This is a genomic window from Streptomyces mirabilis (assembly GCF_039503195.1).
Lineage (GTDB): Bacteria > Actinomycetota > Actinomycetes > Streptomycetales > Streptomycetaceae > Streptomyces > Streptomyces mirabilis_D.
The window spans coordinates 1,818,865-1,834,347 of sequence record NZ_JBCJKP010000001.1 but is presented as its reverse complement, the minus strand read 5'-3'; the positions used below and the strand labels follow the sequence as shown (position 1 = coordinate 1,834,347).

12 protein-coding genes and 1 pseudogene are annotated in these 15,483 nt (G+C 71.3%); 7 read left to right on the top strand and 6 right to left on the bottom strand.

The genetic code is table 11. From position 1 onward, the window contains the following. Positions 1-107: 107 nt before the first annotated feature. Together xylA and AAFF41_RS08855 are read left to right on the top strand one after the other, a co-directional pair. The gene (gene xylA, locus AAFF41_RS08860) at positions 108-1,274 is read left to right on the top strand and encodes a xylose isomerase (protein ID WP_054228923.1); all 1,167 of its coding nucleotides are present in this window, start codon (positions 108-110) and stop codon (positions 1,272-1,274) included. A gap of 418 nt (positions 1,275-1,692) precedes the next feature. Further along, a complete protein-coding gene (locus tag AAFF41_RS08855) occupies positions 1,693-1,944 on the top strand; it encodes a hypothetical protein (RefSeq protein WP_225900227.1) in 252 nt (83 codons plus the stop codon). Positions 1,945-2,044: 100 nt separating this feature from the next. On the opposite strand, the gene AAFF41_RS08850 is transcribed toward AAFF41_RS08855, so the two are convergent. The 3 genes from AAFF41_RS08850 to AAFF41_RS08840 all read right to left on the bottom strand — a co-directional run bounded on the left by AAFF41_RS08850 (position 2,045) and on the right by AAFF41_RS08840 (position 7,606). Further along, positions 2,045-3,388 (bottom strand): esterase-like activity of phytase family protein, encoded by a 1,344-nt coding sequence (locus AAFF41_RS08850; RefSeq protein WP_343323803.1) that lies wholly within the window; start codon positions 3,386-3,388, stop codon positions 2,045-2,047. Between the two features lie 88 nt (positions 3,389-3,476). Beyond that, positions 3,477-4,757 (bottom strand): SWF or SNF family helicase, encoded by a 1,281-nt coding sequence (locus AAFF41_RS08845; RefSeq protein ID WP_319750527.1) that lies wholly within the window; start codon positions 4,755-4,757, stop codon positions 3,477-3,479. After that, a complete protein-coding gene (locus AAFF41_RS08840; RefSeq protein ID WP_343323802.1) occupies positions 4,754-7,606 on the bottom strand; it encodes a DEAD/DEAH box helicase in 2,853 nt (950 codons plus the stop codon). Before AAFF41_RS08840 ends, AAFF41_RS08845 begins: the two co-directional genes overlap by 4 nt. A 247-nt stretch (positions 7,607-7,853) precedes the next feature. On the opposite strand from AAFF41_RS08840, the pseudogene AAFF41_RS08835 reads away from it, so the two are divergent. Continuing rightward, positions 7,854-8,935: pseudogene (locus AAFF41_RS08835) on the top strand (fatty acid desaturase family protein). A gap of 129 nt (positions 8,936-9,064) precedes the next feature. Further along, on the top strand, positions 9,065-9,247 hold the full coding sequence (locus AAFF41_RS08830; protein ID WP_067372573.1) for a hypothetical protein: 183 nt from the start codon (positions 9,065-9,067) through the stop codon (positions 9,245-9,247). A gap of 139 nt (positions 9,248-9,386) precedes the next feature. Here the strand turns inward: AAFF41_RS08830 and AAFF41_RS08825 are convergent, their stop codons facing one another. The 3 genes from AAFF41_RS08825 to AAFF41_RS08815 all read right to left on the bottom strand — a co-directional run bounded on the left by AAFF41_RS08825 (position 9,387) and on the right by AAFF41_RS08815 (position 11,462). Continuing rightward, positions 9,387-10,253, bottom strand: coding sequence for a hypothetical protein (locus tag AAFF41_RS08825; RefSeq protein WP_343323801.1), 867 nt, complete (start codon positions 10,251-10,253; stop codon positions 9,387-9,389). A gap of 135 nt (positions 10,254-10,388) precedes the next feature. Beyond that, entirely contained in the window at positions 10,389-10,703 is a 315-nt protein-coding gene (locus tag AAFF41_RS08820; protein ID WP_371649122.1) for a hypothetical protein, read from the bottom strand. 159 nt (positions 10,704-10,862) lie between these two features. Beyond that, a complete protein-coding gene (locus AAFF41_RS08815; RefSeq protein ID WP_099925843.1) occupies positions 10,863-11,462 on the bottom strand; it encodes a class I SAM-dependent methyltransferase in 600 nt (199 codons plus the stop codon). Positions 11,463-11,614: 152 nt separating this feature from the next. Here AAFF41_RS08815 and AAFF41_RS08810 point away from each other — a divergent pair, with 152 nt between their 5' ends. The 3 genes from AAFF41_RS08810 to AAFF41_RS08800 all read left to right on the top strand — a co-directional run bounded on the left by AAFF41_RS08810 (position 11,615) and on the right by AAFF41_RS08800 (position 15,471). After that, positions 11,615-12,388: an MHYT domain-containing protein gene (locus AAFF41_RS08810; protein ID WP_319750523.1), complete on the top strand. Its 774-nt coding sequence runs from the start codon at positions 11,615-11,617 to the stop codon at positions 12,386-12,388. Positions 12,389-12,454: 66 nt separating this feature from the next. Continuing rightward, the gene (locus AAFF41_RS08805) at positions 12,455-15,037 is read left to right on the top strand and encodes a sensor histidine kinase (RefSeq protein ID WP_319750522.1); all 2,583 of its coding nucleotides are present in this window, start codon (positions 12,455-12,457) and stop codon (positions 15,035-15,037) included. After that, positions 15,034-15,471 carry a roadblock/LC7 domain-containing protein gene (locus AAFF41_RS08800; RefSeq protein WP_054228912.1) on the top strand — a complete coding sequence of 146 codons (438 nt, stop codon included), beginning with the start codon at positions 15,034-15,036 and terminating at the stop codon, positions 15,469-15,471. Before AAFF41_RS08805 ends, AAFF41_RS08800 begins: the two co-directional genes overlap by 4 nt. Positions 15,472-15,483: the final 12 nt, after the last annotated feature.

Genomic DNA, 15,483 nt, shown 5'->3' with positions numbered 1-15,483 from the left:
ACCGGTGTGGCCCAGGTTTCGCATTTCGTCTCTTCCCAGAGATGCCTCCGCATACTAATTTGTTAACCGCCATGACGAAATAGTCGGAGCTAGCAAGGAGCCGCGGCATGAACTACCAGCCCACCCCCGAGGACAGGTTCACCTTCGGCCTGTGGACCGTCGGCTGGCAGGGAAGGGACCCGTTCGGCGACGCCACCCGGCGCGCCCTGGACCCGGTCGAGTCGGTACAGCGCCTGGCCGAGCTCGGCGCCCACGGTGTGACCTTCCACGACGACGACCTGATTCCCTTCGGGTCCTCGGACAGCGAGCGCGAGTCGCACATCAAGCGCTTCCGCCAGGCCCTGGACGCGACCGGCATGCGGGTGCCGATGGCCACCACCAACCTGTTCACGCATCCCGTCTTCAAGGACGGTGCCTTCACCGCGAACGACAGGGACGTGCGTCGCTACGCGCTGCGCAAGACGATCCGCAACATCGACCTCGCGGTCGAACTCGGCGCGCAGACGTACGTCGCCTGGGGCGGCCGTGAGGGTGCCGAGTCCGGCGCCGCCAAGGACGTGCGCGTGGCCCTCGACCGCATGAAGGAGGCCTTCGACCTCCTCGGTGAGTACGTGATCTCGCAGGGTTACGACCTCAAGTTCGCGATCGAGCCGAAGCCGAACGAGCCGCGCGGCGACATCCTGCTTCCCACCGTCGGCCACGCGCTCGCCTTCATCGAGCGCCTGGAGCGCCCGGAAATGTACGGCGTCAACCCCGAGGTGGGCCACGAGCAGATGGCCGGGCTGAACTTCCCGCACGGCATCGCGCAGGCCCTGTGGGCAGGCAAGCTGTTCCACATCGACCTCAACGGCCAGTCCGGCATCAAGTACGACCAGGACCTGCGCTTCGGTGCCGGTGACCTGCGCTCCGCGTTCTGGCTGGTCGACCTCCTGGAGAGCGCCGGGTACGCGGGGCCGAAGCACTTCGACTTCAAGCCCCCGCGGACCGAGGACTTCGACGGTGTGTGGGCGTCGGCAGCGGGGTGCATGCGCAACTACCTGATCCTTCGGGAGCGTACGGCCGCCTTCCGTGCCGACCCCGAGGTCCAGGAGGCGCTGCGCGCGTCGCGCCTGGACGAACTGGCGCAGCCCACCGCGGCGGACGGCCTGACGGGGCTGCTCGCGGACCGTGCGGCCTTCGAGGAGTTCGATGTGGAGGCGGCCGCGGCGCGCGGGATGGCCTTCGAGCGGCTGGACCAGCTCGCCATGGACCACCTGCTGGGCGCGCGGGGCTGATCGTGCCCCGGTGAGGTCTGGCCCGTCTCCTGGCGGGCCGGGCCTCACATCTCGCTGCGCGGACCCGGCGGGGAATGCTCCGGAATCATGCGATCCACGGCATGAGTCCGTATCAACTTCGGCACAGGGGTCGCCCGATGACCGGTTCGAGGCGAGTCTTGACGGTATGGCCACCCCGCCCTTACCGCCCCAGCCTCCCCGGCCGCCAGGAAACACTCCCCCTCCGGGAAACGGTGGCTTCGGGCCGCCGCCCGGAGGCTATGGGCCTCCTCCGGGAGACCAAGGTCCCCCTTTCGAGGGTTTCGGTCCCCCACCGGGGGGTGACGGTCCCGAGCCTCCCTCTGGATTTCCCGGTGGTCCGGGTGGCCCTGGTGGGGGGCGGCGCCGCACCCCGCTGTTCCTCGCGCTCGCCGCGCTCGTGGCCGTTGTGGCTGTCGTCGCCGTGGTGCTGATGGTCCGCGGCGGCAGCGACACGCCCGACAAGAAGGGGTCCACCGAGAGTGGCGGCACTCAGGGATCGTCGTCCCCGTCGCTGAGCATTCCGTCCGAGCTGCCCAGCGAGCTGCCTTCGTCACTGCCTTCGTCACTGCCCTCGTCCTTGCCCTCGGAGCTGCCGAGTGATCTGCGCAGCATCCTGCCGAGCGACCTGCAGTCGCTCCTCCCGACCTAGGGAACGGCGCGCTGCCGTGAGCAACTGAGGTGATGGGCACGCGCGCGTGGACGCCGTTTCGCGACTCACGCGCGCGTGTCCGACGAAAGGGATCCTGAGGTCAGATCCCGTGCGGCAGTCGTACGTAGGTGACCGTCGTCTCGATACCGCTGTCCACCAGGCGGCCCTGCGGGTCGAACGCGCCCGCCCCGTCGGTCATCCCGAAGTCGTTGTCGTTGATCAGCGCGAGTGTGTCGTGGTCCACGCGCGCGACGCCCTCGATCTTTCCGGGTACCCCCGCGACCGTTCCCAGGTCCACGACCAGACGCTTGGCGAGCACCGGGACGCCGGCGGCGGCCGGATCGTCGAGCTGTTCCAGAGAGGGGGACGTCGTGTCGCTGTCCCAGGGACCACCGAGGATGTTCGCGCGGCGCGTGAGTTCCACCACCTGCAACCGTGCCGCCTTGTCCGTGCGTTCCTCCACCAGCAGCCGATCACGGCCGATGGCCACGACGGAGGAGATCTTCAGCTCCGAGGTGTCGTCCTCGCTGGGGTCGACCACGTTCACCGGGTCGAAGCGGTAGGCGTACTCGGCGGTGACGGCCCGCTTCTTCGGGGAGAAGCGCAGCAGCCGCGTCGTGCGCGAGGCGTCCCCCGCGTCGCCGTCCGGCAGGGAGAGCGGGCTCTGCACGGCCATCATCAGGTCGCCGCCGGGAAGCTGGGCGAGCCCTTCGAAGCCGCGATTGTTCTTCCGGTGCAGCAGGACGGCCGGCAGCGCCTCGACCACCGGGTAGTCGGTGCCGGTCAGGCTCAGTCCCTTGGGCACGTAGCGCGTGAGGACCCTCCCGCGCGCGGAGACATGGATCAACGAGGGACCGTACTCGTCGACGAGCCAGAAACTGCCGTCCGCGGAACGGACGATGCCTTCGGTGTCGACGCCGTTCGGGTTGTACGTGAGGGGGGTCTGCGCGTCATAGGAGTACGGCGCCTCGTCGCGCCCCGCCTGGTTGGACAACCCGGTGACGGGCTTCCCGGAGGACGTGGTGATCGGGAGCGCGTCCAGCACCTTCACGGCGTCGCCGGACACCCTGATCTTCACGATCGCCGGGTCGAAGCCGGGCACCGGGAACGTGCGACGCTTCTTGCCGTCGACCTTGATCTGCCCATTGGGGCCGCGGTCGGTGACCGTCCAGAACTCGCCCCGGCGCCCGGCCGGGTAGATGTCGCTGCCGATCCCGCCTAGGTCCACGCCCCGGTCGTCGCCCACCGTGCCGGGCAGCAGCGTGTTGCTGAACGTGCCCAGAGGGATGTCGCCGAGGGTCGCGGTGCGCGTGACCCTCGGCTGCGACGGGTAGCCCTGAGCGTTCGCGGTGCCGACCGCCACGAGGGCGGCCAGCATCGCGAGCGGTACACCCGCGGCGACGGTTCGGTGGATGTGGCGCCGGCCGACGGCATACGGGGACATCGGGCCTCCTGAGGCACAAGTACGTTGACAGCGGCCAGAGTTGGCCGCCGCGCGGAACGTCGTACGACTTCGAGGTGAACGTGGGGCGTCAACCACTCATCGGGTCGCCGCCCGGGTCTCCCTGCGCCATCGCGAAGGCGGTGGCCGGATCCCCTGCCGCCGGCCCCGCGGGCGTCCAGCGGCCCCGCTCCTTGCGGTACGGCCACCATCGACCGTCACGCCCCAGGCGCAGCTGGGCAGGTGTGCCGACGGCGGTCCAGCGGTTGCGGGTGGCACGTAGTCGCGGCCGCTCGTCCTCGTCCCAGGCCGCCTCCAGGGCGGCACGCGCGCGTGTGAGTGCCTCCGCCTCCACGGCCCACTCGTCCTCCAGCACGGCCAGCGCGACGACACCTCCGTGGTGCCAGGCGCGTACGGCGAGCGCCAGTTCCTGCCGGTCGCGCCCCGAGCCGTCGGCCAGCCGCTCGACGATCGCACCCTCGGGGGCCAGCGCCGCAAGCCGGACCGCGTCCTGCTCAACCGTCAACTCGGCCGGTGCTTCCTGCCCGTGAGCCGATCCGAGTGCCTCGGCGAGCAGCCGGTGCGCCTCGGTCGCGGTCGCGGTGGCGAGGAACTCCAGGGCGGCAGGGTCGACGCCGGGTGCGGGCGCGGCCTCGGTGTCCAGGGAGGGCGGCCGGCCGGGCACCTCGGGCAGTACCGGAGGCGCGGGCAGGGGCGGCAGGATGTCCCCGGCCGCGTACGCCTCGCCGGCGTCCACGCCCTGCTGAGCGGGTCCCGGGGTGTCCGGCCGATTCTTCGCGGTCGCGCTGCCGCGCGACTGAAGCTCGTCCAGCAACGTGTGTTCGGCGCGGCCGCGCATCAGCAGCAGGGCGAACGGATCCTGGTCGAGCAGCCGCGCCATCTGATAGCAGAGCGCCGCGGTGTGCCCGCAGTGGTCCCAGGCCCCGCAGTCGCACTCGGCCTCCAAGTCACCCAAACCCGGAAGCAGCTCGACTCCCGACGCCGCCGCGTCCTCCACCAGATGCGGGGGCATCTCGCGGTCGAGCAGCGCCGCGACATGCCCGGCCCGTTCGACCGCCATGTCCAGGAAACGGTCCCACTGCTCCTCGGTCAGTTCCTGAAGCAGCACGTCCGAGCGGTGTGCGGTGCCGTCCCGGTCCCGGACGACGGCGGTGACGCGCCCCGGCCGTACCGACACGGCGCCCACCGCCCCCGTACGCGCGAGTCTGCGCCCCGTCTTCACCGGCTCCGAGTCCAGCGCCGCGTCCTCCAACGCCTTCAGCCAGGCCCGGCCCCACCACGTCTGCGCGAAGCCCTGCCCCTGTGCGGGCGGCAGCGCCACGAACGTACGCTCCTCGTTCCCATCCGTCATCGTGCGTCCCCTCGCAGCTCCACCAGGTCGGCCAGTTCGGCGTCGGTCAGCTCCGTGAGCGCCGCCTCTCCGGCGCCGAGGACCGCGTCGGCCACCTGCTGCTTGCGCCGCAGCATTTCGGCGATGCGGTCCTCGATGGTCCCCTCGGCGATCAGTCGCTGCACCTGCACGGGCCGGGTCTGGCCGATGCGGTACGCGCGGTCCGTGGCCTGCGCCTCCACGGCCGGGTTCCACCAGCGGTCGTAGTGCACGACGTGCTCGGCCCGCGTCAGGTTCAGGCCCGTGCCCGCGGCCTTCAACGACAACAAGAAGACAGGGATTTCGCCCTCCTGGAAGCGCTCCACCATCGCCTCGCGCTCATGGACGGGCGTCCCGCCGTGCAGGAACTGCGTCGCGACTCCGCGCACCGCGAGATGGCGCTCGATGAGGCGCGCCATCCGCACGTACTGCGTGAAGACCAGAACGCTCGCTCCCTCGGAGAGGATGGTGTCGAGCAACTCGTCCAGCAGCTCCAGCTTCCCGGACCTGCCCGGGATCTTCGGCCGGTCCTCCTTGAGGAACTGCGCCGGATGGTTGCAGATCTGCTTCAGCCCGGTGAGCAGCTTCACGATCAGACCGCGTCGCGCCATGCTGTCCGCGCCCGAGATCTCCGCGAGAGTCTCACGCACCACCGCCTCGTACAGACCCGCCTGCTCCTTGGTGAGCGAGACGGCACGATCGGTCTCGGTCTTCGGCGGCAGCTCGGGGGCGATACCGGGGTCCGACTTGCGCCGCCGCAGCAGGAACGGCCGGACCAACCGGGTGAGCCGCTCGGCCGCCGCCGGATCCTGAGCGCCTTCGACGGCCTGCGCGTAACGCGTCCGGAAGGAGCCGAGACTCCCGAGCAGGCCCGGCGTCGTCCAGTCGAGGATCGCCCACAGTTCCGAGAGGTTGTTCTCCACCGGCGTGCCGGTGAGCGCCACGCGCGCGCGTGCGCCGACGGTGCGCAACGCCCGCGCCGTCGCCGAGTAGGGGTTCTTCACGTGCTGCGCCTCGTCCGCGACGACCATGCCCCACGGCACCGCGGCCAGTCGCGGCGCGTCGAGCCGCATCGTGCCGTATGTGGTGAGCACGCACTCCCCGTCCACCAGGCCTTCCAGACCGCGCCGCGAGCCGTGGAAACGGCGCACCGGCGTGCCGGGCGCGAACTTCTCGACCTCGCGCTGCCAGTTGCCCATCAGGGAGGCCGGACAGACCACGAGGGTGGGGCCCGCCGCCGACGTGTCGGTCTGCCGGTGCAGATGCAGGGCGATCAGCGTGATCGTCTTGCCCAGGCCCATGTCGTCGGCCAGACAGCCACCCAGTCCCAGGGAGGTCATTCGGGCGAGCCAGTTGAGGCCCCGCACCTGGTAGTCCCGCAGCGTCGCGGTGAGGGCGGCGGGCTGCCCGACCGGCTCCTGTCCCTCCGGGTCCGAGAGCCGCTCCCGCAGCGTAGCCAGCCACCCCGTGGGCCGTACGTCGACCCTGCGGCCGTCGACCTCCGTGGAGCCCGTCAGAGCGGCGCTCAGTGCCTCGACGGGCGTGACCTTGCGGTCCTGTTGCGCCCGGGCGCGGCGCACCTCCTGCGGGTCGACGAGGACCCACTGGTCGCGCAGCCGCACCATGGGGCGGTTCGCCTCCGCGAGGTGATCCAGCTCCTGTCGTGTGAGTCGCTGATCGCCCAGCGCGAACCACCAGTTGAAGGCAAGCAGCGCGTCCGCGGACAGGAAGGAGGGCGCGGCCGACGCGACCTTGTCCGGACTCCGCTCGTCGTCCGGCGGCCCGATGACGGCGCGCGCGGTCAGCTTGCGCGCCAACTCCTTGGGCCAGTGCACGTCGACGCCGGCAGACCCCAGCATGCGGGCGCCCTCGCCGAGGAGTTCGGTGACCTCCTCGTCGGCGAGTTCGACGGCGTCCGGCACCGTCGCCGAGAGCAACGGGGTGAGCGGGGGCCAGGCGCGGGCCGCACGGCGCAGGGCGAGCAGGACGTCCATCCGCGCGCGCGGGCCGAAGGCCGCCGATCCGGCCCAGACGGCGGAGGCGTCCGCGACAAGGCCCGGGTCGTTCACGCTGTGCACCTGCAGCACCCCGCGGAACGGGAGCCGCGTCTCGTCCGCCCCGACCGACGCCAGCCCAGGGACCTCGACGCGCAGCGAGACGCGTACGCCCGCGTCGTGCCCCGCGGCCACGTCGGCGGCCCAGGCGCGTTGCTCCGGCACATACTGCGGCTCCGGCGCCGCGAAGGCCGCACCTCCCGCGGCCGGCGACGCGGCGGGGGAGCGGGGCAGCGCGTCGGCGACCGCGTCGAGGAAGGCTCGCAGCAACGGCTCGGGGTCGGGCAGCCGCACCGGCTCACGGCCGTCCACCGGTACGGCGTGCGCGTCGGGCGGCATCGCCGCGGCGAGTTCGCGTACGCGCTCCAGGTCGTCGGCCCGCAGCGGACCGGCACGCCACGCGTCGTGGTCGCTCGCCGTAAGGCCCGGCAGCAGCAGTCCTCGTGCGGCGAGTTGGAGGGCGAGCACGGTGCTTGCGCCCCAGAACTTGGTTGTTCGGTGTGCGTGCGCGGCGGCACGCGCGCGCGTGAGGACCGGCAGCGCGGCGCGCACCGGGAGCAGGACGGCGGGCACGGTCATGAGCTCGACACCGTCGTCTCCGGGCAACGCGACGGTCAGGTCGTCGAAGGCGCCGGACGTCACCGTGGGTGGGACGTCGCCGTCGGGCCGCCAGAAGGCGACGCTTCCGGTACGGGACGGATCGGAGGGCATGAACACGGCACAGCATGAGGCCAGTTCGGAGATCTCGGCGGGCGTCGCCGCAGGAATTCTCTGCACAGCGATGGCGCATTCCTCAAATTTGACTACTGGGGTCGGAGTCGCCGAGGGTACAGCACCGCGTACACCGGGCGGGGGCGCCCGGACCGTGAGGTGGCTCTCCCCGGGCCGGGGGTGTACGTAACCCCCCTCGACGGACGGGGAAGGCCTCAGTACGGACGCGGGTGGTGGCGTCATGGTCGCCGAGGGGCACTGGTTCGTACGTTTCATCAGGTCAGCCCCTTGCCTGAGAAACCGGAGACCCGCCATGTCCCAGACCGCCACAGCCGTCGTGGAAGACCTTCCAGGGGTGGGTGTCGGGCAGAACCCCGGAAGCGACTTCGCGCCCCTCCTGCGCACCGTCAGGGCCCGGGGTCTCCTGGACCGGCGCCACGGCTGGTACGCACGCGCGATCACCGTGAACGCGCTGGCCCTGGCCGCGGTCGTGACGGGTGTCGCCCTGATCGGCAACTCCTGGTGGGCGCTTGCCCTCGCCCCACTGCTCGCCGTGTTCTCGGCCCGCACGGCCTTCATAGGCCACGACGCGGGCCATGCGCAGATCACCGGCAACAAGTCGGTAGGCCGTGCGATCGGTCTGGTCCACGGCAACCTGCTCCTCGGACTGAGCTATTCCTGGTGGAACCACAAGCACAACCGCCACCACGCCAACCCGAACCACATCGACAAGGATCCCGACGTCGTCGCCGACGTCCTGGTCTTCACCGGTGAGCAGGCCGAGGGCCGGGTGGGCTTCCGGCGCTGGCTCACCCGCAACCAGGCCTGGCTCTTCTTCCCGCTCACTCTCCTGGAAGGCGTCGCCCTGAAGGTCCACGGCTTCCAGGACCTGCGCCGGCAGCCCCGCGTGAGCGGGTGGTGGAGGCACTGCTGCTGGTGACCCACGTCGTGGCATACGCGACCTTGCTGCTCACCTCCATGTCCCTCGGCAAGGCCCTGGCCTTCGCCGCGCTGCACCAGGCACTGTTCGGCCTGCACCTGGGCATGGCCTTCGCGCCCAACCACAAGGGCATGGAAATGCCCGACCCGGACGGCGAGCGCTGGGGCCACCTGCGCCGCCAGGTGCTCACCTCCCGCAATGTCCGCGGTGCCGCCCTGACCGACTGGTTCCTCGGTGGTCTCAACTACCAGATCGAGCACCACTTGTTCCCCAGCATGCCCCGCCCCCATCTGAGGCTCGCCCAGCCGCTGGTGCGCGCACACTGTCGGGAATTGGGTATGCCCTATGCGGAAACCGGGCTCGTCGACTCCTACCGGCAGGCACTGCGTCACATGCACGAGGTCGGCGAACCCCTCAGGGCCGAGGAGCCGCGGAAGGTCTCAGAGGGTGAGTGAGCGCGGAGGGTCTCAGGGGTGAGTCAGGGGAGCGCCTCAGGGATGTCTCAGGGTCGCACACTGGAACCGTGAGAGGCGTGGACCCGTTCTCAGGACAGAGAGCGGCAGCAGCCGCGAAGGAGGCGACACATGTCGAAGAACGCGAAGATCGCCGCAGGTGGTGTGGCGGTAGGCCTCATCCTGCTGATCTGGTTGCCCTGGTGGGTGTCCTTCCTGATCGTGGTGGGAGTTCCGGCGGCCGCGTACCTGACGCTGGACCCCTCGCAGCGGCGCAGGCTGCGCCGCATCACCCGCAAGGAACTCGGCCGCTGAGGCGCTGACGATCGTGTGCGTCTCCCGGCATGCGGGAGGCGGCTCGGTCGCCGCTCGCGGACCGTGCCTCCGGCAGGGTCCGCGAGCGTGCGCGTACCCCGCTTCGTCCGGGGTGAGGAGCGACCCACTGCGGGACCGCTCAACTGGGGCGTACGGCCATCTTGTCGAGGGCCTCCAGGAGACCGGGCAGTTCCGGGCCCCGGCCGACGGGCAGGACCTCTCCGGGCTCCTCGTCGAGGAGGACGAAGGCGATGTCGTCGGTCCGGGCGACCATGGACCAGCCGGGGCCGTCCGCACGCAGGGTCCGGGCGTCGCCGGTGGCGAAGGACGAGCGGACGCGGCCCAGGGGCGGCGGGGTGTCCACGTAGGAGCGAGCCTCCGCCAGCACCCGGCGAATACCGCTGCGGGTTTCGCCGCTGCCGCTGTCGCCGGGGCCGTCGGTGCTCTCGGTCTCGTCCTGGCGGGCGTTCTCGGGCTGGGCGGTGCCCTCCGGCGTGACGAAGTCCCCGTCGTCGATCTGTTCCCGCCAGATCGCCCACTGGAGGGCGATCTCGTCGGCTCCGAGGCGTCGTTGGGCCGGTCCCCAGATTGCGGTGTTCGGTGGGGTGAGCGCAGGCCGATCCGTGAGCTCGGGCGCGGGGTCGTGCGGGGCCGGCACCCCGGGAGCCGCGACGGCGACGTCCAGGGGCCAGCCGGGCAGTGCGGAGACGACCGTGCGCTCGTCGGGCGACAGCTCGTGCTCCATCCCGCAGTCCCAGGACGCGATGGCGACGGCGACCAGCGAGACGTCGTCGATGACGACCGTCCACCGTGCACCCTCGCCGTCCTGGCCGAGCACGAGACCGTACCCGTCGGCCAGGGGTGCCAGGTCGAGTGCCGCGCAGGCCTCCGGGTAGTCGTCCCCCAGCACGCTGGGGAACTTCGCGGGCGTCAACAGCACCGCTGTCAGCACATACAGCGCGTCGTCGTCCCCGGTGGCGACGGCGCCATCGTCCGTCCCGGCCATCCCAGCCTCCCGATCGCTACGTTCGTCGGCGCACCATAATGCGAGCCGAAGGCGCTTGTCACGAGCCCGAAACAGACGCGGAGCTGCAGTTATCCGGCTGGACGGGGCGAAACGCCCGGCCCGCGCCCACCGCGATCAGGCGGCGGGCAGGCCGAGCAGCGTCCGCGCCACCGTCCGAGGCGACTCGTCGCGCTCCCGTGCCAGAGCGATGACGGCACGGCAGGCCAGCTCGTTCACCCCGAACGACAGCGCCTCGGGCGACACCCAGGCCGCGGCTTCGTCGATCTGCTCCTGGTCGTCCTCCGCACAGGCCGACACATAGGCCGCGGCCGCCTCGAAAAGATTGTGTGTACGTTTCTCCGGTCGCCGCTTGGCGGGCCGCTGCGCCTCGGCCCCGTCGGCCGCCTTCCGGTGCCATATCTCGCGGAGTCTGCCGAACATTCCGGTCATCGGGCCACCTTCCCCCTGCTCGGTTGCCATCGCTGATCGTTCACCTGTTGCTACTCAACGTAGAGTTGAAGGCCCGGCGGCAGAAGAGGGACCGTCCGGTGAAGCGTCGCGAACGTCCCCTTCGAGTGGTGCCCGAGGTCGCCGGAAAGGTCTGAGGCCTCAGCCCCGCCGTGTGGCCAGCGCCAGGAAGCGGGCGTCCTCGTCGACGTACGAGGTCATGTCCCAGCCGGAAGCGGCCAGCAGAGGGCGGAGATTGGCCTCCGCCCTCAGGTCGTCCGGTGTGATCCGGCGCCCCTGGCGCGCGGCGAGCGCGGCTCGGCCGATCGGATGGAACAGCGCCAGCGTGCCGCCGGGCCGTACCACCCGCGCCAACTCCCTCAGATTCTCGGCGGGGTTGGGCAGATGCGCGATCAGCCCCGCCCCGAGGACGGCGTCCAGCGACTCCGTGCGCAGCGGCAGCGCAGTGACGTCGGCGAGCAGCAACTGCCCGTCGCGGTGCCGTCCGGCCCGTACCGCGGCCGCCAGCATGGCCGGGGTCAGATCGGCTGCGACGACCACTCCGGAGGGCCCCACGGCCGCGCGCAGCGGCGGCAGCGCCCGTCCGGTGCCGCAGCCCGCGTCGAGCACACGGTCCCCCTCGCGCAGCCCGAGTTCGCCGACCGCCGCCGCATAGGCCGGCCCGTCGTCGGGGAACCGCGCGTCCCAGTCGGCCGCGCGCGCCGTGAAGAACTCCTGGACGTGTGTGTGGTCGTCGCTCATGTCCCGCATGATCTCTCACCGACACGAAGTACGACGCTGTGCACACGTTCGAGCGTCATGCGATCGGTCACGTACCTGTCTGTGTCATATTTCAACACCTTTCGAAATGCGCCCCCTTCGTGCGCCCCTGACCGGACTAGCGTCCCTGGGCCATGGGACACCTGGACCACGCCGCCTTCGGCTGGCTGACCCCCGTGCTGTCGTACGTGATGGCCTGCATAGGCGCCGCCCTGGGGCTGCGCTGCACGGTCCGCGCGCTCGGCGCCACCGGGCGCTCGCGCCGCAACTGGCTGCTCACCGCGGCCTCAGCGATCGGCACCGGCATCTGGACGATGCACTTCGTGGCGATGCTCGGCTTCAGTGTCAGCGGTACGGAAATGCGCTACGACGTGCCGCTGACCATCCTCAGTCTGCTCGTCGCGATGGTCGTCGTCGGCGCGGGCGTCTTCGCCGTCGGCTACGGCCGCGACCGGGGCCGTGCGCTCGTCCTGGGCGGGCTCACCACCGGACTCGGCGTCGCGAGCATGCACTACCTGGGCATGGCGGCGCTGCGGCTGCACGGCGTCGTGCGCTACGACCCGGTGCTCGTCGGGCTCTCCGTCGTGATCGCCGTGGTCGCGGCCACCGCGGCCCTGTGGGCGGCGCTCAACATCAGGTCGCCCGTCGCGGTCGCCGTCGCCTCCCTCGTCATGGGCGGGGCGGTGAGCAGCATGCACTACACCGGAATGATGGCGGTGAGCGTGCGTGTCAGCCCCTCCGGGGAGGCCCTTCCCGGGGCCACGGCGATGCAGTTCATCTTCCCCCTCGCCGTCGGCCTCGGGTCCTATCTCTTCCTGACCTCGGCATTCGTCGCGCTGTCCCCGACGGCCCGCGAGCGCGAGGCATCCGCATCGGCCCAGCGGCCGGTCGAGAGCGTCGCCCGCTAGCCAGTGGCCGGCCCGAGCCACGACGGCTCGGACGACACGCCCCGAACCACTCCGAGCGAGGAGGCCATGCGTACACCCCGTAGGACCCCTGCAGCCGGCGCCGAGCCGTCGGCCCCACCCCCGCAGCGCGGCCGCCGCGCCCACGCGGGACCGCCTGCCGACGAGTACACCGACCCCGACGAGGACGCCACAGGGACGCCGTCAGAGGCGTCCGCGCGCGCGGGACGATGGCGCATACGTCCTCGCACGGTACGGGCCAAGATCGTCTGTCTCCTCATGGTGCCGGTCGTCTCGCTGCTCGCCCTGTGGGCGTACGCCACGGTGAGTACCGCCCAGGACGTCGCGCGACTGCGCCAGGTACAGCGCGTGGACTCCACCGTCCGAGCCCCGGTCGACGACGCCGTCGCCGCTCTCCAGGCCGAACGCGCGGCCGCCGTCCGCCGTGCGACCGACCCGACCTCCGAGCCACAGAGCGATCTCAAGACGCTGGCGGAACGCACGGACCGCGCGGTGGCGAAGCTGCGACTGGGCGACCACAACACCGTCGCCGACGGCGCCGATCTGCCCGCCGGAGTGGCCGGACGGCTCGATGCCTTCGTCAACGGGGCCGAGAGCCTGGGGCCCCTGCGCACCGCCGTACTGGATCGCCGTACCGGATGGGACGAGGCGTACGGGCAGTACACCAGGACCATTTCGGCGGCCTTCGCGGTCGGGGGCGCCCTCACCGGCATCCAGGACGCCGACCTGGGCTCCGACGCGCGCGTACTCCTCGAATTCTCCCGAGCCGGCGAGGCGCTGGCCCAGGAGGACACCGTGCTGTCCGGTGCTCGCCTCGCGCACACCCTGGACGGTGAGCGGCTGCGCCAGTTCACCGGGGCGGTCGCGACTCGCCGCGCCCTGACCGACGCCGCCGTCGCGGATCTGCGTGGACCCGAACAGACCTCCTGGCGCGACCTCGTGACGGGGAGCGCGTACGCCGACGTACGCGCCGTCGAGGACAAGGTGCTCGCGTCGAGGCCCGGCGGAAACGCCGTCGACGCCGCGCCGGAAGCCGACTGGAACACCGCCCACGCGCGCGTGCAGGACGCCATGCGCGCCATCGAGGCGAAGGCGGGCCGGGGTGTCGCGGACCGGGCCGACCCCCTGACCCGCGGTCTGCTGACACCCGCCGGCGCCGCCGTCGTGTTCGGCCTCGCCGCCGTCGCCGCCTCGCTCGTGATCTCCGTACGCATCGGACGCGGCCTCGTCGTCGAGCTGGTGCTCCTGCGCAACAGTGCCCTCGAGATCGCTCGACGCAAGCTGCCCGAGGCGATGCGCAAGCTGCGTGCGGGAGAGGAGATCGACGTCCGCGCGGAGGCTCCGCCAGGAGCACCCTCGGAGGACGAGACCGGACAGGTCGCGGAGGCCCTGGGCACCGTGCACCGGGCCGCCCTGCGCGCCGCCGTCGAACGCGCGGAACTGGCCAGCGGGATCTCGGGGGTCTTCGTCAATCTCGCCCGGCGCAGCCAGGTCCTCGTGCACCGCCAACTGAGCCTGCTGGACAGCATGGAGCGCAGGTCCGAGGACCCGAACGAACTGAGTGACCTCTTCCGGCTCGACCACCTCACCACCCGGATGCGGCGCCATGCGGAGAGCCTGATCATCCTTTCGGGCGCCGCACCCGGCCGGGCCTGGCGCATGCCGGTCTCGCTGACGAACGTGGTCCGCGCGGCCGTGTCCGAAGTCGAGGACTACGCGCGCGTGGAGGTACGACAGCTGCCCGAGGCATCGGTCGGCGGCGCCGCCGTGGCCGACCTCACCCACCTCCTGGCGGAAATCGTCGAGAACGCCGCCCAGTTCTCCCCGCCGCACACCCGCGTCCGCATCACCGGCGAACCGGTCGGCAACGGTTACGCCGTGGAGGTCGAGGACCGAGGGCTCGGCATGGGCAAGGAGACGCTCGACGAGGCCAATCGGCGCATCGAACAGTCCGAGGCGCTGGACCTGTTCGACAGCGACCGGCTCGGTCTCTTCGTGGTCAGCAGGCTCGCGGCCCGGCACGGCATCAAGGTGCACCTGCGCACTTCGCCCTACGGGGGCACCACCGCCGTCGTCCTGCTGCCGACCGCGCTGCTGCACGGAGGCGCGGCGGAACGTTCCCCCCGCAAGACAGACAACGAAGGGCCCGACGAACGCGAGTACGCGCGTGTGTCGGCCGCCCCGGAGCACGACTCCGTCCAGGCGCCCATCGAGCGGCCCGCACTCGTGCCCCTGGTGCAGACCGCTGTCGAACCCCCAGCGCACGGCTTGCCGGAAGCCCCCATGAACGTCTCGTCCGAAACCCCTCTGAACGGCTCGCCGGAAACGACACCACCTGGAGTCACCACTTTGCGGCTGCACCGCCCTCCGGACGACTCCGAGGGGTCCGACGACCTCCCACGGCGCGTACGGCAGGCGAGCCTCGCGCCCCAACTGCGCGCACAGCGAACCGAGGAGCCGACACAAGTGGCGGCCCACCAGCACGACGACAGACGCACCCCCGAACTCGTACGGGACCGTATGGCGGCCTACCGCGACGGCTGGGCGCGCGGCAGCGGCAGAACACCCGGTCTCGGCGCCACCCCAGACCCCGATGCGGGCAGCGACAGCAGTGAAGGAGACCCCGCATGATCCAGGACCCGAGCATGAGGGCAGCCCAGCGATCCGGCGAACTCGACTGGCTGCTGGACGACTTGGTGCTGCGCGTCGCCGAAGTGCGGCATGCGGTGGTGCTGTCGAACGACGGACTGGCGGTGGGTTCCTCCACCGGCCTCAGGCGCGAGGACGCCGAACACCTGGCTGCCGTCGCCTCGGGCTTTCACAGTCTGGCCAAGGGCGCGGGACGTCACTTCGGCGCCGGGGGTGTACGCCAGACGATGGTGGAGATGGATGACGGCTTTCTGTTCGTCGCGGCAGCGGGCGACGGCTCGTGCCTCGCCGTCCTCACCGCGGTCACGGCCGACATCGGCCTGGTGGCTTATGAGATGGCGCGGCTGGTCAAGCGTGTCGGCGAGCACCTCTACACGCCGCCGCGGGTCGCCGCGCAGCCGCCCGCCGCCGGATGACCGAGGGCGGGC